The sequence below is a fragment of the Fibrobacter sp. UWH5 genome (assembly GCF_900142505.1).
Taxonomy (GTDB): domain Bacteria; phylum Fibrobacterota; class Fibrobacteria; order Fibrobacterales; family Fibrobacteraceae; genus Fibrobacter.
In genome coordinates this window covers 171,157-193,976 of sequence record NZ_FRBB01000002.1, presented here as the reverse complement: position 1 = coordinate 193,976, position 22,820 = coordinate 171,157, and the positions used below count along the sequence as shown (strand labels likewise).

Genomic DNA, 22,820 nt, shown 5'->3' with positions numbered 1-22,820 from the left:
CTTAGAACCCCTCCCTAAGGAATGGCCCGCTAATGACGACCTGTTCGTTGATGTTTTCTAGAACCCAGTATGTATTTGGGAACGGATTGTTGGCGTAGTCTTCGCCTTCGATAACAATGGAACAGGAATATTTACAGGGGTTTGGTATGGCGAGTAGGGAATTCCGGAAACTGTAGGTTAGATTGTCTGACCCTGATGTGACCCGAATCTTTGCGGGATTTACTCCAGAACCCATATCGATGACGTTGAAGTAGATTGTGTCTGAATGGGCTGCGCTAGTTTTGTTTGGTGCCAGTTGCGGAGGAATATCATCCGTAAAGTAAATGGTGCTTGCCGTAATGGCTGTACTCTCGGGAATGTCTACTTCTTGCTTGTTTGCTGTGTATTCCGGTCTGCTAATGTCGCGGGCGTAAATGTGTAGACCTGTCTGGGCCTCCACGGGAACCTGAATTTCGGAGTGAGATTCACTATTCGTAACGACTTGCAAGGTGTCGCCTGCAGCATTGGTCAGGATGATTTCTGTGTTGACCGTCTGATCGTAGGGGAAACCCCTATAGATGACCGGAATGGTCAATAGGGATTGCTCTTCGGTTTTAGTGGTAAAACTAAAGACATCTGTAGTTGTCGTATAGCCCTTGCCTGCATCGTTTGTGACGAGCATGCTGACGGCCCAGTAGACCGTGTTACTTGGAAGGTCTTCGTTTACGATGCCTTTGAGGCTGATATTGTTGTTGCAGTCTGTGGTGCCTATGGAACTGGCCCAGATGTCATCCTTTTCATCGCTGGCGTAAATGGTGCAGTAAGCTGTTTCCCATGGATCCAGCCCCTCGGTCTTCCAGCGGAGGGGAATGCCCTTTTCGTTGTTTCGTTCTACTTGGTTATAACCGTTAGCGGGATATTCCAGCTGAATTCTATTGGGTGTGTTGACTAGAACTTCAAAATGAGTGCGAACGGTGTCTCCGTATAGGTCTACTGTTTCAAGGAATCCTTTTTTTATTCCGGATGAAGTGAAGGCGTATTGGAACGATTCTATGTTGAAGAACTGACCGTCAAGTTCCCAAAGCAGACTGGCGTATAGAGAACTAGCCTCGTTGACGGGTTCGTCGTTGAGGGTGTACCCTGCATAAAATTTGTAGGTCTGGTTTGCTTCCAGATAGATGGTGTCGCCGATGACGTAGTGGGAACGGTTGTCGTTCGATAAACTTGCTCCCGATGGTAGCACGTACACCTGTTGGCTAAGAACGTTCTCTGGTTCTCCGATAAGGGCGTCGCTGCCACATGCGACCAGCATACAGGCGAGAAGCGGTAAGAAGGATAGCTTTCTCATTATGGATCCTCTCTGTATGTTTTGTCGGAGTACAGATAAAAGTACCGAGTGCTCTTGTTTCCGCTCTGATCGTAAACTTCAATGGATAGAATTCGGTAGGTCCATGTGCTGGAGATGGGCATTATCACCTTAAGGGTGTCTCTACTAATGTTGTAATCCAGGATGATGTTTCCGTCAAGCTTTGCAGAACTTGTGGAAAGTACGACGTTGCCTCCGCCATCCTTTAAGATGAAATTCAAAGTGTCCTGGAGGAGGAGGGTATCTTTATTGTCGATGGAAGAAATTGTTGGGGGCGTGATGTCGGCGAACTGCAGCGAATCAAGGCTGTATACCTGATTTCCCTTAAGGGAAATTTCCCTTATAATTGGCTGTAAGTCGGGAGTGTCGCTGGCAGATACGATGAATGTTATTTTGCCTGGGGTGATTGGCTTGATGTAGAATCTTCCTGCGGAATCGGCGTGAAATTCCTTTGCCCTGTACAGAGTGTCGCCGGAATTGCTGATAATCGTGACTTGGATAGATTGGGGAATCTGTTTAGACGGGGGAATGACCGTAGCGAGAATTCCACTTTCGTTCGAAAGGCCGGCGGTATAGAACTCACCCTCGATGGATTGCGAGGATTTCATATCCAGTTCGTTGTAGGCCGATACAGACCAAGTGTATTTGGTGAGTGGAGCAAGGCCTTTGTTGTAGCTGAAAGTCGATGAACTTAGGATTGTGTCCAGAATGATGCCGTTGTCTTTTTGGGATGTCGGGACGGCTTCTTTTAAGACGAAGTGGTAATATGTATCCCAGTATCGGTCTTGTTCTGTGGTGTACCAGGAAAAGTTGATGTCTTCGTTGGGTGGAATTTCCTGGGTGCTGTTTGCCGGAATGATTTTTTTCAAGTTCAGTGTGGGAGGAATGGCTGCATAGAGGGTGATTGTGTCGCTGATGGTATCGCCAAAGAAGTCTACCAGGACGAATGCGACTTTATGCAGGCCGGGTGTCTTGACTGAAGCCTTGAAACTATACTCTGTGGCAAAGGGAGTTCCGTCAAGGGTCCAGAAGATATCCTGGCTGCGAATGGCTTTAGATGGATATACAGAAGACAGAAAAATCAGGGAATCGTTGGGGGCGACAGTGTCGTTCTTGATTCGAACGGAAGTTTCGTCAAAGGTCTGTGTGATGAAGGCGTCTACCCGGACTTCCTGGTGGTCGCGTTCGTCAAAAATATAATTGTCGGAATCGGTGCAGGCGACAATTGCGATTGCAATAAGGGCGGTGAGGAGGGAGGCTATTTTCACTGTTTACCTCCGGAAGATTCTTTAACGTAGAACGTCCTTATGGAAGTGGTATCGCTATCGCCCAGGGGATCGGTCACAATGACTCGGAAAGAGTGCTTGCCCTTTGCAAGTCCCGATTGCCTGATTTCATTGAGTTCACCCACTGCATAATTTGTGTGGTCGATTGTAATCACATGTTCCAGCAGCTGGTTCCTGTCGTTGTCGCTACTGCTCCACTTGAAAAGAAAGGCGGTGTGGCGATCCCCGATTAGAGTGTCTCCGTCGGAGGGAATGGTTGTCTCGCTCAACATAGGGGGTGCATTGATAATAACTGTGAATTCCCTCTCGATGGAATTGCCGTCTTGATCGTGAATGACGACCTTGTTCGGGATGCGGTTAGGATTTGTCTGCCCTGCTAGGGCATTTTTTGAGGATATGGGGAATGTCCGTCCACTATCAATAAGTTCCTGATCGTTATACCAGTAGTAGGAAACATCATCTTTATACTTGCTGGGTCGAACCTTTGCAATTAGAGCCGAGGACTCATTGGAATTGATTTTTCGAAGGGTGGAGTCCTGCTTGCCGAATTGTTCTACGACGACAGACGCGCCTGTGATGACCGAAGAGGTGCTTGGGGCGTCGGGAATGTCTAGGCATGCGACAAGAAGTGCTCCCATGAGGATGGCGGCACCTGCGTTAAATAGGGCGAAAAGTAGTTTTCCCATACAAAACATTTTAGCAAATCTTCTATATTCCTGTTTATGAGTGAAGAAAATTTTGAGTACAAAAATGCCATGGATCGTCTGGAGTCCATTTTGGAACGGATTGACAATTCCGAAATGGAAATTGACGAATTGGCTGGCCAGGTTCAGGAAGCGACAGAACTGTTGCGCAAGTGCCGCCAGATTCTCCTGAAAACCGAACAAAATGTACAAGAGGCTTTGGCTAGCCTCGATGGCGAAGTGGAAAAATAACAGATGTCTGAATCTGCTAATGGAATCCCGTCTTCTATCCCCGCCCTGGAGGTGGATGGCCTGACTGTAAAGTTCCCCATTCGCGGGGGCGTTCTGAGCAAGGTCCAGAGCTACTTTACGGCTGTGGATCATGTCAGCTTTACCTTACCCCAGGGAAAGATCCTTTCTATTGTGGGGGAGTCGGGCTGTGGAAAGTCTACCCTTGTAAAGGCCCTTGTGGGCCTGAATCCCATTGCTTCCGGAAGTTTCAAGGTCTTTGGCCAGGAAGGGGGCCGTGCCGCAGGTGGCAAGGGACTCCGCATTTCGGACGTGATGCAGATGGTTTTCCAGGATCCCTTTAGCAGTCTCAATCCGAGGCAGACCGTTTCTGAAATTTTGACCGCGCCGGTGGTGGCTCGGGGAGCATCCTTTGAAGAAGCCGAGAAGCGGGCTCGTGAACTGTTAGACCGCGTGTCGATTCCCAATGGAGCCCTGGACAAGTTCCCTCATGAATTTTCCGGTGGCCAGCGACAGCGCCTGTGCATCGCCCGCAGTCTGATGGTGCAGCCTAAAATTTTGCTTTGCGACGAAGTGACAAGCGCCCTTGACGTTTCTGTGCAGGCGCAGATTCTGCATTTGTTGAATGACCTGCGAAATGACCTGGGGCTTTCCATCGTGTTCATCAGTCATGATATGCAGGTGGTCCGTGCGTTAAGTGACGAAGTCCTGGTCATGTACTTTGGCAAGGTGGTTGAACGTGGCGACGCCGACGTTGTCTTGACCAATCCCCAGGATGATTATACGAAAAAATTGCTGGCTAGTGTGCCTACCATCAAGCGAACCTAGAATTTGATTTATGGCTAATTTCCGTAGAAAAACAGAATCCCGCGAAACCCGCTTTTATGAACTGCGGATCGAAAAAATGGTTCAGGGTGGCGATGGCATGGCCCGTTTGCCCGATGGCCGAATTTGCTTTGTGCAGGGAGCCCTGCCTGGGGAATTGTGCAAGGTTCTGCTAACCTTTTCCAAGAAAGATTTTACCCGCGGAAAGGCTATCGAAATCATAGAGGAATCTCCAGATCGCGTAAAGCCGTTTTGCCCCCATTATGGCAAGTGCGGCGGATGTAGCCTGCAGCACCTGGATGCATCAAGGCAGATTGAATATATGGAACGTGTGGAACGGGAAAACTTTAAGCGCCTGGCTCATACGGAACTGCCTGCCGATTTTAGAATTCACTTTGGTAAACCTTGGGAATATCGCAATCGTGCCCGCGTAGTTTATTGCGGCGACCGCGGCAAGGGCGAAAGAGGAGCTTTCGGTTTCCGCGGTCAGGAAAGCAACGATGTGGTGCCTTTCAAGAAGTGCCCTGTACTGACACCTGCCCTGAATGAATTCCTGAACGGTGCCGGTCGGGAACTTTGTGCCGCTAACCGCGATGCCCGCGAACTGAACATCTTTGATAACGGTGCGGGCGAAGTCAGCTATTTCTATCGCGGTATGCCCAAGTCCGATTTTGAAAAGAATGCGGTCAGCGTGGTGGATATTTGCGGCAAGAAAATCGAGTCCGATGCGTCGGTGTTTTTCCAGAGTAATTTAGGATTGTTGCCGGAACTGGTGGAAAGCGTTCGTAAGGCTGTGGAGGCTGGTATCGCCTCCGGAGAATCCAGCGATGAATGGCTGATTGACCTGTTCAGCGGCGTAGGCTTCTTTGCCGCCCTTTTGCAGGACAAGTTTAAACGCGTGACGACGGTGGAACGTGAAGACGGTTGCCTTAAGCATGCCAAGGTGAATCTGGCGGGTACCGCCAACTGCGAAAATGTTTCTGCCCCCGCCGAAGACTGGCTGGCCAACCATGTGGTGGATGTTCCTGCTACGCTTATTGTGGACCCTCCTAGAACAGGACTTCCCAAGGAGGCGCTGGAGGCCATTATTGCCAGTTCCGTAAACCGTCTGATTTATGTTTCCTGCGACCCCGTCACCTTAGCCCGTGATTATGCCAAGTTTGCTGTGGCAGGGTTCAGCTTGAAGCAGGCGGAAGGTTTTGCCTTCTACCCACAGACTCCCCATATGGAAATGATGTTTGTACTGTCCCGCTAAAATTTTTATTACACAATTAGATGTTCCATTTTTGCTACTTTACCTATAGTAAGAAAAGAGGTGTTATGAAAAAGTTGTTCCTTGCCATGATGGCTTTCGCTCTTGCAATTTTTGCCGGATGCACTACCGAAGAACCTTCCATTGTCTGTGGCCGTGACTGGAATGCCGGCTCCATGGTTGTTGCCGATACGACCAGTGAATTTGATTTGGCCGACCAGATGGTAGTGCAGTTCAAGTATGGCAAGAACTTCGACTTTACCAACTTGAAGGTTGCCTTTTACGAAGGTTCTACGGCTCAGAAGGGTGCCGAAATCTGGTCTCGCGATGTAAAGGTTACCGAAAAGATGGGTGTGTATACCTTGCAGGGTAAGTCTAGACATGGTGGCATGATGCTGGCCCGCGAAATGTGCAAGCATCGCAAACCCGGTTCAGTCATGATCGAGTTTAGCGCCGATGGCCGAGTGCTTGCTACCAAGGATATTCAACTTGTAAAGACCCGCTAATTTTATGAAGAAGAGTAATTTGATCCTGGCGGGTTCCGCCATTGCCTTGAGTGCAGCCCTGGTGGCTTGCGGTGATTTTCCCGTGACCATGAACTATACGCTTTCGGAACCGGTTAAAATGGAAATGATTGCCGAAAGCTATATCACCACTCTCGATGAAAAGGGTGACGAACGCGTTGGTACTCATACCTTGACCAATGTGAAAATTCAGTATTCTACATCGGGCGATACCACCAAGGTTCATAGGGATTACGTCATCGACAATTCCAGTGGCTACCTGAAGAACTATTACCCGACGGCTCTGGCCTGGCGTGCAAAGTCTGTGGACTTGGCTGCCATCGATCGCAAGGTCGTTAGCATTGACGGTCTGAACGAAGGCTACGATAGCATTGTGACGAAACTGCCCATGCCCAAGCTGTGGCACGAACAGTTGCTGAATCCTGAATTTAAGCCTCACCTGGCCCGTGCCGAAAAGCACCGCTGGGAAATGGATCACCTGCTGGTGGGTGAAATTCCTGCCAAGGGAAACATCACGCAAAAGCTGAAGGATGAAGGCCGATTGAATTTCGCCTTGATCCAGGTTGATTCTGTGGTTGTCCGCGGTTTTGAAAATCGCGACCATCGTCGCTGCCTGGATTATGTGGTTTACTTGCAGGAAACGGAAAGCTTCCCCTATTTCATATGGGAACAGCATGTCAATTCCAAGATCGTAGACGAAAAGTTCAAGAAGTATAACAAGGGCCTTAAGGCTGAATACCAGACCCGCTACGAAATCATGATTGACCCCAAGACCGGTATCCCCTGCCTTTCTCATGAAACCAAGGTCGGTACCCATACCATGGTGAATCCGGAAACTCGCGATACGGTGACCTTCACCAGCCATATTACCGTGGAACGTATGTTCAATACCATAAAGCCTGGCGAAGAGGGTAACGAGTAATGCGTCGCTTGGTTCCTGCAGCTTTTGTCGCGGCCTTGTTGGCTGGTTGTGCTAGCCATCCCTCGCCTCAGCAGACGATGGTAGACGACCGCCACCTGGTTTACGTGGATATGTATAAGGCCTATAGAAAGGCTGAAGAAGACTATCTGAACTTGCTGTTCAATATTGAACGCATGCCGGAGGAAGAAGAACTCTGGATGATGAAACGCGAAAAGATGCTGGAACTGAATCAGCTGAAAGAATTTATGCTGAATGCCCGCCAGGAACTGGATGAAGCCATGCGACTGTGGGAAATGCATTTGTTGGATGTTCAGGCTGATTTGAAACAGGCTCAGTTAAAGGCCTTTAATCCCAACTTCAAGGGAGAGGATGCCCAAAGGACAAGTCCGGGACAGTTATTGCCTAACGAGGCCAATCAAATTCACAAGTAATTTAAAAAGACCTTCGCTGATGCGGAGGTCTTTCTGCTATTGTGGGTATTGGCTACTGCCAAGTGTTGAGGAAGCCCATGCCAACCGCAAACTTGATTCGGGTGGGGGCGATGCATTCGGGAATGATGGGCAAGTCGATAGGATTCAGCTTGCGGCCTCCCTCTAGATTTTCGTCTTCACCGATGCGACTGAGGCCGCGGGCGAATGTCAGGCTGATATCCAGGGGAATGCTATAGAACAGCTTGTTGCTCCAGCGGAAACTCAGGCCTACGTCGCGATCCCAGAATTTGCCCTTGGTCATTTTGTGAGGATCGAACCATCTGCCGTTCCATGCTGCACCAATCTGGGCGAACAAGTCGAAGTAGAAATCGCGGGTGCTGAAGATCCATGCAGACTTGCGCCAGTCGCTGTAGATGGGGAACAGGTAGTGGACTTCGGCCATGGCGGTTCTGGTGCCTGCCAGGGTATAGTCTTCGGAACTGCGGAGGTAGGGGTAACCTTCCAGGAATAGCGGGAGATAATAGTAGGTGTCCAGGGTGTCTTCCTTGGTGTCGGTATGCCATTTGAAGATCCCGTTGATTTTTCCGCCTGCTGCAAGGCGGGCTCCTGTCCAGGGACTCTGCAGACTTCCGTAGAGATCGATGCCCACCTGGTTCAGGGTGAAGTTCCTGTACTTGGGGGTAATCTTGCCAGAGGCGTCGACGGTAAAGCTTTCGGAGAATGTTCCCGGACGATACAAATCCGAGTTGGACGTCTGATAGTAAAGGAACAGACCATTGCCTTGTCCGTCAATTCCGGTGCCGCCTTCGCTATGGTCGCCATAGAGGCCAAGGGCGAATAAGGCGGTAACGCGCTTTTGGTAAGTCCAGTCAAAGTTGTCTTCGTAAAGGTTGAAGTTGGCCCAGTCGTAACTGAGGGCGAATTGCAACGTGTCGATGGTCTTGAAAATGCTGTAGCCTGCGGCACCCATAACGGATTGCATGGGGACTGCATAATGGGTGGTGCCGATTGAATCTCCATAGGCTCGAGGATCTTCGTAGCGGATGGTGTCCATGCTGGTGTAGTTGGCGTAGGAGTAGGCGAGACTCAAATCAATGGGTGTGCTGCGGTTTTCCCAGGAAATGAAGAATTCCTTTTCTTGCCTGGGGTTTAGACCGCTTCCGTTGATGTAGTCAAAGCCGGAACCTATTTCCAGCAAGAGTCCCATCTGGATGGTGTTCTTCTTGAGGGGGTCAGTGAGAAGTACTGCCAGACCGGCCTTGGCCTTGACTTGGCCGTCTCCAAAGACTGTTAGGTCCGGAGCGTTTTCCGAGAAGGCTACCATGGGAACAAACAGGGGAACTGACGGAATTGGCTTATAGTCTTCTTCGATGCCTGCAAATTCCAATTCCTGGAAATCAATTGCCTTGACCACGCGCTGTAAGGGGGCTCCCTTGAGAACAATTTCCTTGGAACCTTCGTGGGAGGTAATGGTTCTGGTGGTGTCTGCGATTTTTATGATGGAGTCGCGGAGGGCGATGGAGGGCTGCGGTGTGCAGGGTGCCACGGAGTCTGCGACGGTAGAATCGGTGAGGGCGGTGTCGCCACTTGTTGTGTCAGCGTTGCAGACGCTCCAGGTTGTATCTGCAATCTGGATGGTGGAATCTCGTTGGGTAACGCTAACTGTTGTGTCTGAAGATGCGGGAACAAAAATGCTGTAGGCCAACTTATACAGGGAGAATCCGTCCTTGTCGTAGTTGGTATAGTACAGTGTATCCCCTGCCAGGGTCGGAGTGAATGCGCCACCAACTACGTTGGTCAGGGCGTGCTCTACACCGGTATTGATGTTCTTCTCTATAAGGTTGAAGATTCCGTTTCTGTTGCTGGAGAAGACAATCTTTTCGTTGTTCAGCCAGTTTACGTCACGTTCGTCAAATTTCGTGTTACTGATAATCTTGAAGTTCTTTCCGTCGGAGTCCAGCAGGGCGATGCCGCGGGTTTCGTTATCGAAGAAGCCGAAAGCAATCTTCTTTCCGTCGGGGCTGAATTTCGGACTATAGATGTTATAGTACCGGAGGCTGGAATCAGGAACGTACAAGTCTACTGGTTCTTCCGTTTCGTAATCCTTAAGATCCTTGGGGAAGGAAACCTTACTCAGGACGAAGCGTGTGCTGTAGGGTTCGCGACGGACAAAAGCGATGGTTGTACCTTGAGGATCGATTGCAGGATATACTGCATCTGTCAGGTAGGATACCGTGATTTCATTCTTGTTGGTGTCGGCTACGGCGATGTCGAAATGGGCGTGGCCATCCTTGTCGCGGTTCTGGTAGGTGACGTAGGCTAGCATAGGTCCGCGGACGGAATCTTCGTAGACGTCGATGCCCTTATCCAGCCATGCCTTTTTCAGTTTGAATCCTGTCTTTGCGAAATCGGATATGTCGATTGTGCTGTCTGCGCCTTCGATGTCCACTTCTCCAATTTCCACTTTTACGTTGGCGGTATCTACGGCGGAACTATCCTTGTTTGCTTCGGTGCGGTCCTTTTCCTCTTCGAGAGGCATCTTGAACAGGCCGCCATCAAACCATGCGCCGCCAAAGTTGGAAACGCCGTAGAGGTGCTTGCCTGCTACGATGGGAAAGTCATTCCAGAAAGCGTCTTCGGTAAGCTTGGTGCCTTCGACCAGTTTTCCCAGGGAGTCTTTCTGCGCGGTGTAAGCTTCTGTGATTTCCTTTTTCCAGGCGTCGTAAAGTTCCTGCTCGCTAATGCCAAGAACGTTTCTGATGGCACCATCCAGGGTCATGCGCTGGTATTTAGAAAGGTTTTCCCAGATTTTTGGGACTGCGTCTTCACCGTAATGCTTGTCGATGTAGCGGACCAGGGCGAATCCCTGAGTGTAGGGGCCCAATTCCGCAAAGAGGGAATTGTCCGAAAAGTCGTGCATGTATTCCAGGCTGAGCAGACTGTCGTTCAGGGCGGCCACGCGGAGGAGCATGTCACGGTGGGTGTCCCATCCGTCAAAGCCCATGCGGCTGGATTCATATTGTGCCGTACCTTCGGCAAGCCAGAGGGGCTGCAGGGTGAAGGGCAGCAGGCTGGCGAAATCGCTGGTGGTGCGTTCGTTGTAATAGTCGGTGTAGCTGAGCTGAAGGCCGTATACGTGGGGGTTAAACTTGCTTCCGCTTTCGATACTGACCAGGTGGCTGAATTCGTGGGTCACCACGTCGGTGAGCCAGCCATGGGAACTGCGAACCTTAAAGTCCCAGTTGGTGAGCCACAGGTTCAGTGCGTTTTCGCTGGGGATGGCGCTGCCGTTACTGTAGAGGGCGTTGTTCAGTGTGACGTTTACGCGGCCGGGCAGGTCGTGGTAACGACCGACGACGCTGTCGTAGACAGCCTCGGCGTAAGCCGATGCCTTGGCCGCGTGATCGGTGTATTCTGCGGGATAATGGAATTGGAAGTGCTGTGTTCCTGCAGTCTTCCATTTGATATCGCTCTGGTTGCCGTAAAAACCTGCGGCCATGACCGTCGCCGAAAAGAGGGCTACGGAACCTACCAGCTTTTTCACAAGTCTCGTTTTATGTATGCGTTTTTTTATCAGCTTTTTCAAAATAAAAATCCAAATTATCTATTCCTCTAAAATCTATAAAAATTAGGGGTCGTAAATACCAAAAGACCGTCCCATAAGAGACGGTCTTTCGTGTTTAGGAGGAGAATGAATTTCTAGATCGAATTACTTGCCGAAGTAGGCTTCCTTCATGCCGTCGATCAGCTTGGTGCCCTGCTGAGAACCTGCTGCGGATTCGAAGAGAGCGAACTGACCGGTGTAACCCCAGTGCTGCAGCGGAATTTCAAGTTCTTCGCTGATTTCGCGGAGAGCGGTCATGTAGTTCAGCACGGACTGTGCGTCGGCACCGGTATTCAGTGCACCGAATTCGTTGATGATCACCGGAACGTTGTTCTTTACAGCCCAATTCTTGGCGGGGAGGACAACGCTCATGATGAATTCCTTGCTGCCGCGCTTGTAGTAATTCTTGATGTTGGACTTGATATAGCTTACGGTGGACTTGGTTACGCCGAAGTCTGCAGAGTATTCGCTCCACTTTTCCTTGTCGTAGGGGAACATCAGGTTCTTGATGGTCTTGGTGTCGCTCCAGCTTGCACCCTGGTGGGTGAATTCAAACGGATCGTAAGTGTGAACGGCGTAGATGATCTTGTCGTCGTTCAGCGGTTCGCCCTTGGCAAGGTTGCTGATGGAGTACCATTCTGCATCGCCGAAGACCAACATGTGGTTCTTGTCGACGGTACGGATGGAGTCGATGATTTCCTGTGCAGCCTTGCGCCAGGAGGCGGAAGTGACTGCGCCGTTGGACATATCCGGTTCGTTCAAAAGTTCGAAGAAGATGCTTTCGCGGCTGTTGCTTGCATAGTGCTGGGCCACATGCTTCCAGACGTTTGCCATCATGGTTACGTACTGGGGATCGGCTGCGGTTTCCTTGTTGTAGCCGTTGTCGTATTCATGGTAGTCGATAACGAAGGACATGCCTGCCTTTTCAGTCCAGGTGGCGAAGGAATCCAGAACGGCGAAGAGGTTCTTGTCGTCAAATTCCAGGGCGGCGGCCTTACCGGCAACGACGTCGTCGCGGTTGGTGGCGTAAGCATCCAGGTCAATGGGGAGGCGCAGAGCCTTGATTCCATTTTCGGCCATCAGCTTGATGTCGCTTTCGTCAAACTTGAACTTGCCATTGAAGGTGTAATTTGCATCTTCGAGCCAGTTGGTAATGTTGATGCCCTTGTCCAGCAACTGCATTGCCTTTGCCTGCAGCGGGTTGCTGATGGTGATGTCGCCAATGACGTTTTCCGGGAATTCAGGATCCTTGATGGTCATGTCGGCCACGTCCTTAGCCACTTCGCTGGTGTCCTGCAGGTACAGGTTGTCGATAAGAACGGAGTCCATTCTTGCCTTACCCTTGGCCTGGAAGCTGATCTTTTCGATATGGGCTGCGTTGAATTCAACCTTTTCGCCCCAGCCACCCTGAGTCAGGTCCTTGAAGCGGACTTCCACCTTCTTCCACACACGGGATGCCTTGACAGTTGCAAGATGTACGTCGTAGTCTTCAACGTCAGAGATTTCTACATGGATTTCATGAGCGTCACCCTTGAACCAGTAGGTAACTCCGCCGTATTTGGTAAAATCCATGTCGTTGCTGGCGATATAGACGCCCCAGCCTACATACGGATCATATTCGTAATCACCCTTGTCCAGGTTATAGTAGACTGCAAAGGCGTAATCAGTGCCGTTGTCGGAACGACGTGCCTTGGGGTAGCCGTTATCGTCTACCGGGGTAAGGATGGTGGAATTGCCCTTGTTGTCCTTGTCGCTATAGGTGTACCAGCCTGCTTCGTTAATCAGGGCCACGCCGTCACCGTCTTCGAAGTCATCCACCAGGAGGCCGATGCCGGTTTCTGCGGGGATGTTGATGGCCGGAGTAATCTCGGTGGCTTCTTCAGGAATGGTCAACACGAACTCTTCAGTGGTGTCTGAGGGAACGACGGTGGTGTCGCCCGGAACAACAGGAACAGTCGTAGTGTCAACGGGGGTTTCCCCTGCCGGCAAAGTGTCTACAGGCGTGGTGTTGCCGGTTCCGCTAGTGGTATCTGCAGGGAGAACTGCAGGATCGTCGGAATTGGCACCGGAAGAAGAACTGTCACCGCAAGCAGTTGCCATGAGGGCGAAGGTGGCTGCTGCAGAGAGTGTTGCCAGAGATTTCAGCTTAAGATTCATTTTATCCTCGTAAAGAGTTTTTGATGAAATTAGACATTGTATTTCCGATGTAAAAATATAATTGGAGGGGGCTTTTTTGCCCTTTTAAAAAGAATAAAGAATCAAAACTGTAGTTAATGTTTTTATATTGTTTTATGTTTCCTAATGTTTTACACAGAGTATTATCACCAGTCCATACAGAAGACGTCTAAAAAGGCGGCTGGTGCTGCAGCGTTACATTGGGAACGTCAGAAGATTTCTGACCGTCGGTATTCCGGTTGCAATCGTATTGATGTTCACGAAGGGGAGGTTCCCTCTTTCGGTTATGTTTCGTCTGATGGGATGGAACAAGTTGGCGTATATGTGGTGCTTCGGGGGCGCAATTTCCCCGATGGCATTTATGCCTATGATGCTGATGGCCGTAGCGGTGCTCCCAATGTGGCGGGACAGCTGGTAAAAATCGGCGGAAAAGATGAAATGAAACGTCTGGCCGAGGCGTTCCCCCATAAGGATTTTTTGCTGGACACTCCGATTCTGTATCTGTTTACTGGGATTTTGGAACGATCTGTGTGTCGTTTCAAGGAAGGGGCTTACTCTCGAATTCTGCAAGATGTGGGTGCCTGTGTGGGAAGCGTGATGCTGCATGCCAAGGCCAAGGGGGCGAAGGTTTTCCCCTTGGGCGGTTTTGTGGATGACCAGGTGGCTGTTTCCCTGAAACTCCCTTCTACGGAAGTGCCTCTGGCGGGCCTTGCGGTGTTTCCGGAGTATAGCGAACTGGCTTACGATTCCATTGACGATGGTGTTGGGGAGTCGGCATACTCCAATCGCAGCGAGGCGGATCCCTTGTTGATGGCGGCGGAGCCTGGTGCCAGTTTTGATGCGGGTTGTGTAAGTGCCTCTAGCCGTTACCCGTCCCGATTTATGCGCCAGAATCGTGGAGAGTGCATTGAAGATTTGAGCAAGTGCATCCGTGTGCGTCGCCTTGCTACGCAAGCCCTGCCTGGGGATGAGTTTCCCTTGACTCCTGCAAGATATGACAGCAAACTTTATGGTCAAGTGGTGAATGATCTTGGGAAGGTTCCGCAGAGGCGAATTCCCTTTAAGCGAACTTCCTTTGACCTGGATGAATTTTCCAGTATGTTGCGCTGGCTGGAACAGGGCAAAATCAACTTGTTTGGCGCAGGCCTGTTAAAAATCTGGATTGTGGTTTTTGACGTGATGTTCGTGTTCCCCGGCGTGTACCGCTATGTGCCTGTACGCAAGTCTATTTACATGCAGGGCGGAGTGGTGGCGGCAAAGAAATTCGTCAAGTGTCATGTTGTTCCCGAAGAGGTTGAAAATGCGGCCTTTGCCGTGGTGCTTACTGCCGACCTGAAGGAAGCCTGCAACTTGCTGGGAGAGCGCGCCTACCGCTACCTGAACATGAATGCGGGGTACATTCTGCAATCCTTGAGCCTGTCTGGACGTGTGCTGAACAAGACCGTCCGCAGCCCTCATTTCTTCTACGAAGACGACCTGAAAAAACTCTGCAACCTGCCGGACGGCGAAAGCGTCATCTCTGAAATTCTCGTGGGGAAGTAGACTTAAATGTTGGGTTGTTTTCTGTACGAATTTCAAGATGCCAAATTGGTGTGCTTTGATTTAGCCTTGGCTTTGGTTATAAGCATTCCTCTGTGGCTGGGATTCTTGTTTTCCTTTATGAATTCCCAGACCCGCTTTAAGAAACTGGGTGCTGTTCTTTGGTCAATATTGACGGCCTTTGTTTTGGGAACTGTTGCTTGGGCTGTCTTTAGAGCCCAGTACATTGATGTTTTTGATCTGTGGAAGAACATAACTCCCGTGATTTGCTTTGCTGCCATAGTACCGGTCTTTTTGGCGACAAGTGCGTTTGGTCGAGTGTTTAAACGAAAGAAAAAACTCCATTGGCTTGTTTTTCCCGTATCATTCGTTGTTTCCTTTGCGTTGGTTGTTGTTTTTGGCTGGGCGTTGTTGGCTGAGGAGTATGGCTCATATTCCGAGTCTGTGATTTCAAAGGAAGAAATGGAACAATCGGAAGGATTTGATTTTGAAATTAGACTTGGCCGAGGATCCTATTATGATGATATTAGTCTGAAAATTAGAGGAAAAGTTGATTCTGTTTACTATCAAGTCAAGTATGACCTGTGTCCCTATGTTTTAGACAACAAGGATTGGAATCCTGAATATACGGAACCTCTGGAAAAGATTGTTACTCCTTGGATTTTGCTTAATCAAGAGAAGTCCTCCATAGCAAAGAGACTGAGGGAAGCAATGATGGCTTACGAAAGTGAATGGACTGCTGTAAGCGTTTTGGATGGATATTGCACCGGCATTGTTGTCCACGATTTTCAGAAACAAACGCGTCGAAGTATGAGTTTCTGCAATGCGGATATTTCAAATGTGCCTAAGGCCTACGCTATGGAAAAAATGAGTGATAGCCTTTGGCCCCCTCGCGAGACTTATACGAAATATTCCATTGAACAGGCGGAAAAAGCCTGCCGAGAAAGCCAGAATTATACGGGCGAATAATTTGATCAACGGGCGGTTAACCGATTAACTGCAGCAGCAGTGGCGCCACGACGGCCGTGAAAATTCCTGCGATGCCGATAGCTAGGGAACTCATGGCGCCTTGGGTTTCTCCGATTTCCATGGCGCGGGTGGTGCCTAGGGCATGGCTTGCAGTACCGATGGCGATACCTTGGGCCACCTTGTGCTTAATGTGGAAAAACTTGCAAACCACAGAGGCGGTGACAGCGCCGGTAATTCCCGTAATCACGATGGAAATAATGGTAATGCTGGGAATGCCGCCAATCTGCAAGGAAACCACGGAGCCCATGGGAATGGTAATGGACTTGGGAACCAATGAAAGCATTAAAGTGCTGCTAAGGCCTACCAATTTAGAAGTGGCCACCACGCAGAAAATGGAAGTGAGGCTACCGACGGCGATGCCTGCCAAAATCGGGAGCCAGTGCTTTTTGAGGTTGCCCAGCTGCCTGTACAAGGGAACGGCCAAAACCACAGTAGCGGGGCCAAGCATCATGGAAATGTAGTCGCCGCCTACCTTGTAGCTGTCGTAGCTGATTCCCGTAATCATCAGGAATCCCACAATGAGAATGAGGCCGATGAGCAGCGGGTTCAAGATGGAGTACTTGAATTTCTTGTTCAGAGCCACGCCCACTTCGAAGGCGGCCAAGGTCAAGAAAATTCCGAACAGGGGCGAGTTTATGATGGTGTTCATTTCTTCCCCCTGGTGGCTTGCTTCATCTCTTCATCTTCAAGTTGTTCGATGTTTAGGCGCTTTTCTTGACGGCCAATGAGAAACTGCGTGGTAAGGCCGGTGGCTGCCAAGCTGATGAGCGTCAGCACAATGCAAAGAAGGAGTAGGGTGGGCCACTGGCTAAGAATGTCGTCGCCAACGGTCATAATGGCGATGCTTGGCGGCAAGAAGAAAAGTGCCAGATGGTTCAAGAAGAAACTGGAAACGCCGGAAATCTGCTCCGGTTTAAGAATTTTAGTACAAAGTAATATAAGGAGCAGAACCATGCCGAGAATGTTGCCCGGGATAGGGATGCCAACCACTCGGTTCAGAAATTCGCCTGCCAGGCAAATGGCGAAAATTACGGCAATTTGAAGAGGTATTCTCATAGCGATGCCAAATATAGCAATGAGGTGCGAGGTATGAGGTCGCATCCTTCGGATGCTCTGAGGTATGGGGCCGTTCATGCCTATGGCATTCACTTTGGGGTGTCTTTTTTTTGCTGAACACCTCCAAGGGCGCAAATGCGCCCGACCTCACTCCTCAAAGCGAAGCGACCTCACACCTTTTTCTACATTGTCTTCTATGAAAATCGTTTTTATGGGTACGCCGGAATTTGCGGCTTGTTTCTTGAAGCACTTGAAAGAAAGTGACTTCGCTGATGTAGTTGGTGTTGTAACTCAGCCGGATCGCCCCGCTGGTCGTGGCCGCGTTCTGACCCCTCCGCCGGTAAAGAGCCTGGCCTTGGAATATGGCCTGCCGGTGTTGCAGCCTGTGGACTTGAAGGCTCCGGAATTTGAAGAAGAACTCCGCGCCTTTGGTGCAGATCTTTTTGTGGTGGTGGCTTACTCCATCCTGCCCAAGAACATCCTGGGTGTAGCAAAGTTTGGCGCAGTGAACGTTCACGGCAGCATGTTGCCTAAGTATCGTGGAGCCGCTCCTGTGCAGCGCGCCATTGCCGACGGCCTGCCTGCTACTGGCGTTACCGTTTTCCGCCTGGACGAAAAGATGGACCACGGTCCTATTCTTGCCCAGCGCGAAATCATTATCGACCATCAGGACACTACCGCCTCCTTGCTGGAAAAGATGGTGGCTCCCGGTTGCGAAGCTCTGGACGATGCTATCAACCAGCTCATTACCGGTACCGAAAAGGATTTGACCCAGGATCACGCCCAGGCATCTGGTGCTCCCAAGCTGAAGAAGGAAGAAGGTCTCATTGACTTCAACCTGCCGGCTCGCGTCATTCACAACCGCATTCGCGCTTTCAATCCGTGGCCCGGTGGATATGGCAAGCTGGGTGGCCGCATGGTTTACCTCCGCGTCACCGACACTCCGGAAAACGGCCCCAGCCTGACTCCGGGCGCAGTGGCCTTCAAGGACAAACGTTTCTATGTGGGTACCGGTGAAGGTCTTCTGGAAGTGATTGAAATTCAGGCAGAAGGCAAGAAGCCTATGCCGGTGGCTGACTTTATGCGTGGCATCCAGAATCATGATGGACTTTCCTTTTGCTAGAGGCTAAGATGGACGCGGTACAAGGCCAGAAATATGTGGATCCCCTGAAGGAACGTAAGGACGCCTACCGCGTTCTTTTGCAGTGGCAGAGGGATGGTGCTTTCATCAAGGAAGGTGGACTTTCTCCTTTTGCCATGGAACTTGCCTTGGGCGTGTGCCGCAGGTATTTGTACTTGCTGTACGTCATCAAGCATTTGACCAAGCGCATGCCTTCTGAAGAAGCGGGTACCATTATCGCAATGGGCCTTGTGCAGATGTTGTACATGAACGTCCCTGATTACGCCGCCATTGCCACAAGTGCTGACCTTGCAAAAGCTGTTGGCCTTGGGGATGGAACCGCCAGCCTTGTAAACGGAGTTCTTCGCGGAGCCCGTCGCAACGGCTTGCCGGAACTGCCTCCTCAGCGAGTCCGTAAGGTTTCCATCGAAAACTCTGTGCCTGAATGGTTGGTACGTCGCTGGTTTGATATTTACGGTGGCGACCGCGCCGAAGAAATTGCCCGCACTACTTTGACCCGCCCTGCAGAATGGCTTCGCGTAAACCTGCAGAAGACTAACGCTCCCAAGTTGGCTCAGAAGCTTGGCTTCGAGAACGCCTCTATCCTGTATGACCGTTTTATCGAGGTTCCCGAAAATGCGAAGCTGAAAGCGGTTCTGGAATCGGACTCTTTCGCCAAGGGTGAATTCAGTCTGCAGAATCCTTCCGCATACGAAGTGGTTAAACTGCTGGATCTTAAGTCGGGTTTAAAAGTCTGGGATGCCTGTGCCGCCCCCGGTGGCAAGTCCGCCCTCATGGCCGAAATGGACCCCAGTCTGGATATTCTCGCCAGCGATGTTTCTGAAAACCGTATGGCGAAAATGCAGGATTTGGCAAAGCGTCTGGGCCTTGCCAACATTAAGACATCCTGTATCGATGTTCTTTCTCTGAAGTCTGCTGAGGCTACAAAGAATATTGGCGGTTCCACCCGATTGGCTTCTGCCTATGATCGAATTCTTTTGGATGTTCCCTGCAGCAACATGGGCGTTCTTGCCCGCCGCCCCGAAGTGGTATACCGTTTGAGCCCTCAATCCTTTAAGGAATTGGCTGAACTGCAGTACAGCATTCTTGAAGCTGCTGCCACCCGCCTTGCTGTTGGCGGTCGCCTGGTGTACGCCACCTGTAGCCCCGATCCGCTGGAAACCACCCAGGTGGTGAATCGCTTCGTGAAGGCTCATTCTGAATTTGTGAAGGTTGGAGACCCTGTGCTTCCTGCCAATAAGGATTCCCGCTTTGACGGTTTCTTTGCCCAGGCTCTTGTAAAGAACCCGTAGACCTAACGAGGTTTTATGAAAAAGATCTTCTTGTTGTTGGCTCTTGCGGTGTCTATGGCTTTGTCCCAGACCCCAGCAGACTTGGTTCAGAACCCCACAGACGTAGCTTTCTCCAAGGCCTACCTGGCTATTGAAGGTGGTGAAGTTTACCCTTGGGGTTCCTTGGCCGATGCTGTACAGAATACCTATTATGCAGGAATCAGTTTCCGCTATACCTACTGGGATAACGTAGACGGTATCGTCATGTTTAACTATTCCTATTTCGAGCCTCGCCCCGATGACATCTCCTTTGATGGTGCTCATCAGTTTACAGGTCGCCTGGGCTTGGATTGGAAGTGGTCCAAGATTCGCCCCATTGTCCTGGGAGCGGGTTTCGCCTGCAATTGGGTTCGCGCTGACCTGGATGATGGTGTGGACAAGGATGAACTTTACAGAAAACCGGGTGGCACCCTGGGGGATAACGAAACCGAATTCGGCTGGTACGGACGCTTTAGTGTTCCGCTGTGGAAATACCAAAAGTTCAATGTCGGTTTGAATGTTATCTACGAAGAAATTTGGACCTTGCCTCGTCGATCTGACGTTCTGACTGTCGGTATTTATGTTGAAAGGAGTCTCTGGTAATGAAACACCTTTTGAAAGCTTTTCTCCTGACCAGTGTCGCTGCCTTTGCTACTGAAACGGTTCCCTCCATTATCCCCGCAGAAATGGAAGGCATGGAAGCAGAACTCCGCGCTGACGGAACGTTCCTTATTGGTGGCCCCACTTTTATCTATGATCGAATCCTGGGCGCTGGCGGCATGCATTCCGAAAGTGAATTGTGGAGCCCTGCCAAGCTGCGCGACCGTCTGCTTTTCAATCGCATGACAGGAATTATGTCCTGGACTCCCATGGCTCCCTCTATCTGGATGAAGACGGGAAACGAGCTGGGCGATATGCTCTATCAGGATTTCATTACCTCAGAAAAGGATCGCCCCACGAACTACACTCCTATTCTGGAAGGTGGTTTCAGGACTCCCAGTTTCCACGGCTTCTGGGCTACGGCACGACTTTTCCAGGATGACCATTTTTCTCAGAAGTATATGCCTTCTCGAAGAAAAATGGTGGATGATAGTTATTCTCATTTTGGTGAAAACTGGCCTCTCTTCAGTTCTGCCTACGGTGGTCTCGGTTACGCCAACTCCTTGATCGACGCTTCCGTTTTGGCTGGTGAGGAATACTACTGGATTTTCTCTGAAACTTCCCGCTGGCTTCCGGTTCATAACAAACCCCGCGTAGAAGGCCGTGTCGATGTGATGAATCTTAGCCTCACCGTGGCATACGAAGATGCTGAATATCAGAACAAACTGGAAGAGGAACGCGGCACCCGCAAGGAACTGAACGGATCCGTTTATTACCGATGCGGAAAGGCTTGCAAGGATGGAGTGTTCCAGATTTCTGCTGGCTTGGCCTTCCGTGCCGTTGACGATTCTGGAGCCGTATACACGGAACTGGAAGAGGATCGAGTTTTCTGGCCCTTCATGGAACTGCGCATTCAACCAGTTAAACGTTTGACTGCCGATGTGATGTTCGGTATAAATGAACGTGACTGGATGGTGCAGGATAGTATCCAGTTTTACGCTCCCACGCCCAAGGATATGGGTTCGCTGGTTGGCGTAAAGAATATTTCTGCCACCCGCCTGAATCCTCTGGCCGATACCAAGGAAATCTACGGCAAGGAAGAAATCAACCTGACCGCAGATGGACAGATGAATTTGCTGCAGGCTTACATGGCCTTTGTCGATACCATGGGCAATGTAGCTGTAGGTGGCCGTGCCAGTGTGTGGACCGAATACGGTGCCGAAACCTTTGAAGTTGAACGTTACGCCGAGGACAATAAATTCAAAGTCCGCTATGGCGATGTAGGTCGAATCAACTCCTGGCTGAAGGGTGTCACTGCAGAACTCTGGCTTGGCATGTGGTACGAAAAGATTTTCAACTTCAAGGCCTCAGCCGGATTTGAACGCATCGATGGTGACCTTGGCGAAGCCGAAGTGAGCCCTGCTGAATACTATGTTGGCTTTGCCGCCGACTGGTTTATCCGAAAGTCCTTCAAGGTTAGCCATTCTATCCATTATCGCAGCGATGCCCAGTGGAACCTCCGCTTCGCCAATCCTCTGGAGGTCAAGGGCGACTGGTATTGGGATGCCTCTTTCGAACAGCAGTTCCCCAAGCAGGGGATTTACCTGACGGGAACCTTGATGCACGTCTTGGCTAGCGAAACCATGGAAGCTCCCAACGCAAGCAACAACTCCTTACGCTTTATCTGTTCCGCAAAGAAAACTTTCTAGGGAATAACCTTAGCCAGCTTCAATGCCTTAAGGCTGAAACTATTGGCCAGTGCCTCTGTGGCGCTGGCTTTTTCAATCCAGCGGATTTCCATTTTGTTTTTTATATGGGGTTCGCAGGATGGTCCCGCTAACTTTATATAAAGGACTTGGCAGTCCATCTTATGTACGGTAATGCTATGCTTAAAGGAACCGCAATCCTCTACAAGTTCCGCAGATTCCGTAATGCCATAGCAGGCCATTTCCGCAGGGACACCCACCGTCGCATTTCTCGGGGATTCGTAGTGGGGGAGCGCAAACTGATTGTTAAAGAATTTCTGCCCGCCGTGAACTGTTAGAATCTTATTGTCTGCGCTTTCGATTACGAGGACTGTTCCGTGCCAATCTTTTTGCAAGTGCTTCTTGGATGGCGGAAATGATGGTGTGAGGCCTTCGGCGTGGGCCTTGCATTCGCTGCGTAGAGGGCAGTTTTCACATTCGGGGGATTTTACCTTGCATGTGGTGCGGCCCAGTTCCATCAGGGCTTCGTTATGCAGAAATCCCTTGGGGTGGTCCGATACTTCGCGGGCGTAGTTCCAATAAGTTTCGTTACTGTCGCGGGAATCCGTCGGCAGAAAATCCAGCAGGTATAGACGCGAAAATACGCGGACTAGATTTCCATCCAGGATGGCTTCAGGTTTGTGGTAGGCGAGGCTTAGAATTGCTCCTGCCGTGTAGGCGCCGATACCTGGTAATGCTTCCAGTTCCTTGCGGGTGGCGGGCATAACTCCAGCGCAATTTTCGGTTACGATTCTTGCGGTCTTCAGGATGTTGCGGGCTCTGCTGTAATACCCGAGTCCCTGCCAGTACTTAAAGACTTCCTCTTCCTCGGCGGCGGCCAATGTCTTCACATTCGGGAATCTCTTCATCCATCGCGTGAAGTAATCCTTTACTGTAGACACCTGGGTCTGCTGCAACATGGTCTCGCTAATCCACACGGCATAGGGATCACGGAAATCGCAAACATCGGAAGGACGCCACGGAAGTTCCGCCGCATTCTTGATGAACCAATCGCGCAGTCTCTTTAATTCGCGAGAAAACATAAAGAGTGAACCGTGAAGAGTTGTAAGCAATGAGTTTTGAGCGGTGAGTTAAGATTAGGCG

General features: G+C 50.4%; 20 protein-coding genes. 12 read left to right on the top strand and 8 right to left on the bottom strand.

Translation table 11 applies throughout. The features are described 5' to 3' along the window. Position 1 precedes the first annotated feature (1 nt). Genes BUB38_RS03635 through BUB38_RS03625 form a run of 3 tightly spaced genes read right to left on the bottom strand, consistent with a single transcriptional unit; the run spans position 2 to position 3,317 of the window. Positions 2 to 1,327, bottom strand: a complete 1,326-nt coding sequence (locus BUB38_RS03635; RefSeq protein ID WP_073157169.1) for a hypothetical protein — start codon at positions 1,325 to 1,327, stop codon at positions 2 to 4. Further along, positions 1,327 to 2,613: a hypothetical protein gene (locus BUB38_RS03630; RefSeq protein ID WP_073157166.1), complete on the bottom strand. Its 1,287-nt coding sequence runs from the start codon at positions 2,611 to 2,613 to the stop codon at positions 1,327 to 1,329. The genes BUB38_RS03635 and BUB38_RS03630 overlap by 1 nt, the downstream gene beginning before the upstream one ends. Then, positions 2,610 to 3,317: a hypothetical protein gene (locus tag BUB38_RS03625; RefSeq protein WP_073157163.1), complete on the bottom strand. Its 708-nt coding sequence runs from the start codon at positions 3,315 to 3,317 to the stop codon at positions 2,610 to 2,612. Before BUB38_RS03625 ends, BUB38_RS03630 begins: the two co-directional genes overlap by 4 nt. 36 nt (positions 3,318 to 3,353) lie before the next feature. Between BUB38_RS03625 and xseB the strand changes: the two genes are divergently transcribed. The 6 genes from xseB to BUB38_RS03595 all read left to right on the top strand — a co-directional run bounded on the left by xseB (position 3,354) and on the right by BUB38_RS03595 (position 7,517). Further along, on the top strand, positions 3,354 to 3,566 hold the full coding sequence (gene xseB, locus BUB38_RS03620; RefSeq protein WP_073157160.1) for an exodeoxyribonuclease VII small subunit: 213 nt from the start codon (positions 3,354 to 3,356) through the stop codon (positions 3,564 to 3,566). A gap of 3 nt (positions 3,567 to 3,569) precedes the next feature. Then, positions 3,570 to 4,391 (top strand): ABC transporter ATP-binding protein, encoded by an 822-nt coding sequence (locus tag BUB38_RS03615; RefSeq protein ID WP_073157157.1) that lies wholly within the window; start codon positions 3,570 to 3,572, stop codon positions 4,389 to 4,391. A gap of 10 nt (positions 4,392 to 4,401) precedes the next feature. Further along, positions 4,402 to 5,643 (top strand): class I SAM-dependent RNA methyltransferase, encoded by a 1,242-nt coding sequence (locus BUB38_RS03610; protein ID WP_073157154.1) that lies wholly within the window; start codon positions 4,402 to 4,404, stop codon positions 5,641 to 5,643. A gap of 65 nt (positions 5,644 to 5,708) precedes the next feature. Then, positions 5,709 to 6,146 (top strand): hypothetical protein, encoded by a 438-nt coding sequence (locus BUB38_RS03605; protein WP_083539634.1) that lies wholly within the window; start codon positions 5,709 to 5,711, stop codon positions 6,144 to 6,146. Between the two features lie 4 nt (positions 6,147 to 6,150). Continuing rightward, the gene (locus BUB38_RS03600) at positions 6,151 to 7,086 is read left to right on the top strand and encodes a GIY-YIG nuclease family protein (protein WP_073157149.1); all 936 of its coding nucleotides are present in this window, start codon (positions 6,151 to 6,153) and stop codon (positions 7,084 to 7,086) included. Continuing rightward, positions 7,086 to 7,517 carry a hypothetical protein gene (locus tag BUB38_RS03595; RefSeq protein WP_073157146.1) on the top strand — a complete coding sequence of 144 codons (432 nt, stop codon included), beginning with the start codon at positions 7,086 to 7,088 and terminating at the stop codon, positions 7,515 to 7,517. The genes BUB38_RS03600 and BUB38_RS03595 overlap by 1 nt, the downstream gene beginning before the upstream one ends. 52 nt (positions 7,518 to 7,569) lie before the next feature. Here the strand turns inward: BUB38_RS03595 and BUB38_RS03590 are convergent, their stop codons facing one another. After that, positions 7,570 to 11,061 (bottom strand): PD40 domain-containing protein, encoded by a 3,492-nt coding sequence (locus BUB38_RS03590; RefSeq protein ID WP_073157143.1) that lies wholly within the window; start codon positions 11,059 to 11,061, stop codon positions 7,570 to 7,572. 165 nt (positions 11,062 to 11,226) lie between these two features. Next, positions 11,227 to 13,278 carry a cellulase family glycosylhydrolase gene (locus BUB38_RS03585; protein WP_073157140.1) on the bottom strand — a complete coding sequence of 684 codons (2,052 nt, stop codon included), beginning with the start codon at positions 13,276 to 13,278 and terminating at the stop codon, positions 11,227 to 11,229. A gap of 144 nt (positions 13,279 to 13,422) precedes the next feature. Between BUB38_RS03585 and BUB38_RS03580 the strand changes: the two genes are divergently transcribed. Then, positions 13,423 to 14,838 carry a nitroreductase family protein gene (locus BUB38_RS03580; RefSeq protein ID WP_073157137.1) on the top strand — a complete coding sequence of 472 codons (1,416 nt, stop codon included), beginning with the start codon at positions 13,423 to 13,425 and terminating at the stop codon, positions 14,836 to 14,838. 6 nt (positions 14,839 to 14,844) lie between these two features. After that, positions 14,845 to 15,804: a tripartite tricarboxylate transporter TctB family protein gene (locus BUB38_RS03575; protein ID WP_073157135.1), complete on the top strand. Its 960-nt coding sequence runs from the start codon at positions 14,845 to 14,847 to the stop codon at positions 15,802 to 15,804. A 16-nt stretch (positions 15,805 to 15,820) separates the two neighbouring features. Here BUB38_RS03575 and BUB38_RS03570 read toward each other — a convergent pair whose 3' ends face one another. Next, complete coding sequence (locus BUB38_RS03570) at positions 15,821 to 16,513, bottom strand: LrgB family protein (protein WP_073157133.1); 693 nt, start codon at positions 16,511 to 16,513, stop codon at positions 15,821 to 15,823. After that, positions 16,510 to 16,920, bottom strand: a complete 411-nt coding sequence (locus BUB38_RS03565; protein WP_073157409.1) for a CidA/LrgA family protein — start codon at positions 16,918 to 16,920, stop codon at positions 16,510 to 16,512. The genes BUB38_RS03570 and BUB38_RS03565 overlap by 4 nt, the downstream gene beginning before the upstream one ends. Before the next feature lie 196 nt (positions 16,921 to 17,116). On the opposite strand from BUB38_RS03565, the gene fmt reads away from it, so the two are divergent. The 4 genes from fmt to BUB38_RS03545 are packed head-to-tail and all read left to right on the top strand — an operon-like array spanning position 17,117 to position 21,680. Further along, the gene (gene fmt / locus BUB38_RS03560) at positions 17,117 to 18,043 is read left to right on the top strand and encodes a methionyl-tRNA formyltransferase (RefSeq protein WP_073157131.1); all 927 of its coding nucleotides are present in this window, start codon (positions 17,117 to 17,119) and stop codon (positions 18,041 to 18,043) included. Positions 18,044 to 18,051: 8 nt separating this feature from the next. Beyond that, on the top strand, positions 18,052 to 19,353 hold the full coding sequence (locus BUB38_RS03555) for a transcription antitermination factor NusB (protein ID WP_073157128.1): 1,302 nt from the start codon (positions 18,052 to 18,054) through the stop codon (positions 19,351 to 19,353). Between the two features lie 15 nt (positions 19,354 to 19,368). Next, on the top strand, positions 19,369 to 19,974 hold the full coding sequence (locus tag BUB38_RS03550) for a hypothetical protein (protein ID WP_073157125.1): 606 nt from the start codon (positions 19,369 to 19,371) through the stop codon (positions 19,972 to 19,974). 11 nt (positions 19,975 to 19,985) lie between these two features. Further along, positions 19,986 to 21,680: a hypothetical protein gene (locus tag BUB38_RS03545; RefSeq protein ID WP_254794870.1), complete on the top strand. Its 1,695-nt coding sequence runs from the start codon at positions 19,986 to 19,988 to the stop codon at positions 21,678 to 21,680. Here the strand turns inward: BUB38_RS03545 and BUB38_RS03540 are convergent. Next, positions 21,677 to 22,759 carry an A/G-specific adenine glycosylase gene (locus BUB38_RS03540; RefSeq protein ID WP_073157120.1) on the bottom strand — a complete coding sequence of 361 codons (1,083 nt, stop codon included), beginning with the start codon at positions 22,757 to 22,759 and terminating at the stop codon, positions 21,677 to 21,679. The genes BUB38_RS03545 and BUB38_RS03540 overlap by 4 nt on opposite strands. Between the last annotated feature and the right edge of the window lie 61 nt (positions 22,760 to 22,820).

Coding starts and splice junctions, on each gene's coding strand:
- BUB38_RS03635 (WP_073157169.1), bottom strand. CDS start 1,327: ATGAGAAAGCTATCCTTCTTACCGCTTCTCGCCTGTATGCTGGTCGCA.
- BUB38_RS03625 (WP_073157163.1), bottom strand. CDS start 3,317: ATGGGAAAACTACTTTTCGCCCTATTTAACGCAGGTGCCGCCATCCTC.
- xseB (WP_073157160.1), top strand. CDS start 3,354: ATGAGTGAAGAAAATTTTGAGTACAAAAATGCCATGGATCGTCTGGAG.
- BUB38_RS03615 (WP_073157157.1), top strand. CDS start 3,570: ATGTCTGAATCTGCTAATGGAATCCCGTCTTCTATCCCCGCCCTGGAG.
- BUB38_RS03610 (WP_073157154.1), top strand. CDS start 4,402: ATGGCTAATTTCCGTAGAAAAACAGAATCCCGCGAAACCCGCTTTTAT.
- BUB38_RS03605 (WP_083539634.1), top strand. CDS start 5,709: ATGAAAAAGTTGTTCCTTGCCATGATGGCTTTCGCTCTTGCAATTTTT.
- BUB38_RS03600 (WP_073157149.1), top strand. CDS start 6,151: ATGAAGAAGAGTAATTTGATCCTGGCGGGTTCCGCCATTGCCTTGAGT.
- BUB38_RS03595 (WP_073157146.1), top strand. CDS start 7,086: ATGCGTCGCTTGGTTCCTGCAGCTTTTGTCGCGGCCTTGTTGGCTGGT.
- BUB38_RS03585 (WP_073157140.1), bottom strand. CDS start 13,278: ATGAATCTTAAGCTGAAATCTCTGGCAACACTCTCTGCAGCAGCCACC.
- BUB38_RS03580 (WP_073157137.1), top strand. CDS start 13,423: ATGTTTTACACAGAGTATTATCACCAGTCCATACAGAAGACGTCTAAA.
- BUB38_RS03575 (WP_073157135.1), top strand. CDS start 14,845: ATGTTGGGTTGTTTTCTGTACGAATTTCAAGATGCCAAATTGGTGTGC.
- BUB38_RS03570 (WP_073157133.1), bottom strand. CDS start 16,513: ATGAACACCATCATAAACTCGCCCCTGTTCGGAATTTTCTTGACCTTG.
- BUB38_RS03565 (WP_073157409.1), bottom strand. CDS start 16,920: ATGAGAATACCTCTTCAAATTGCCGTAATTTTCGCCATTTGCCTGGCA.
- fmt (WP_073157131.1), top strand. CDS start 17,117: ATGAAAATCGTTTTTATGGGTACGCCGGAATTTGCGGCTTGTTTCTTG.
- BUB38_RS03555 (WP_073157128.1), top strand. CDS start 18,052: ATGGACGCGGTACAAGGCCAGAAATATGTGGATCCCCTGAAGGAACGT.
- BUB38_RS03550 (WP_073157125.1), top strand. CDS start 19,369: ATGAAAAAGATCTTCTTGTTGTTGGCTCTTGCGGTGTCTATGGCTTTG.
- BUB38_RS03540 (WP_073157120.1), bottom strand. CDS start 22,759: ATGTTTTCTCGCGAATTAAAGAGACTGCGCGATTGGTTCATCAAGAAT.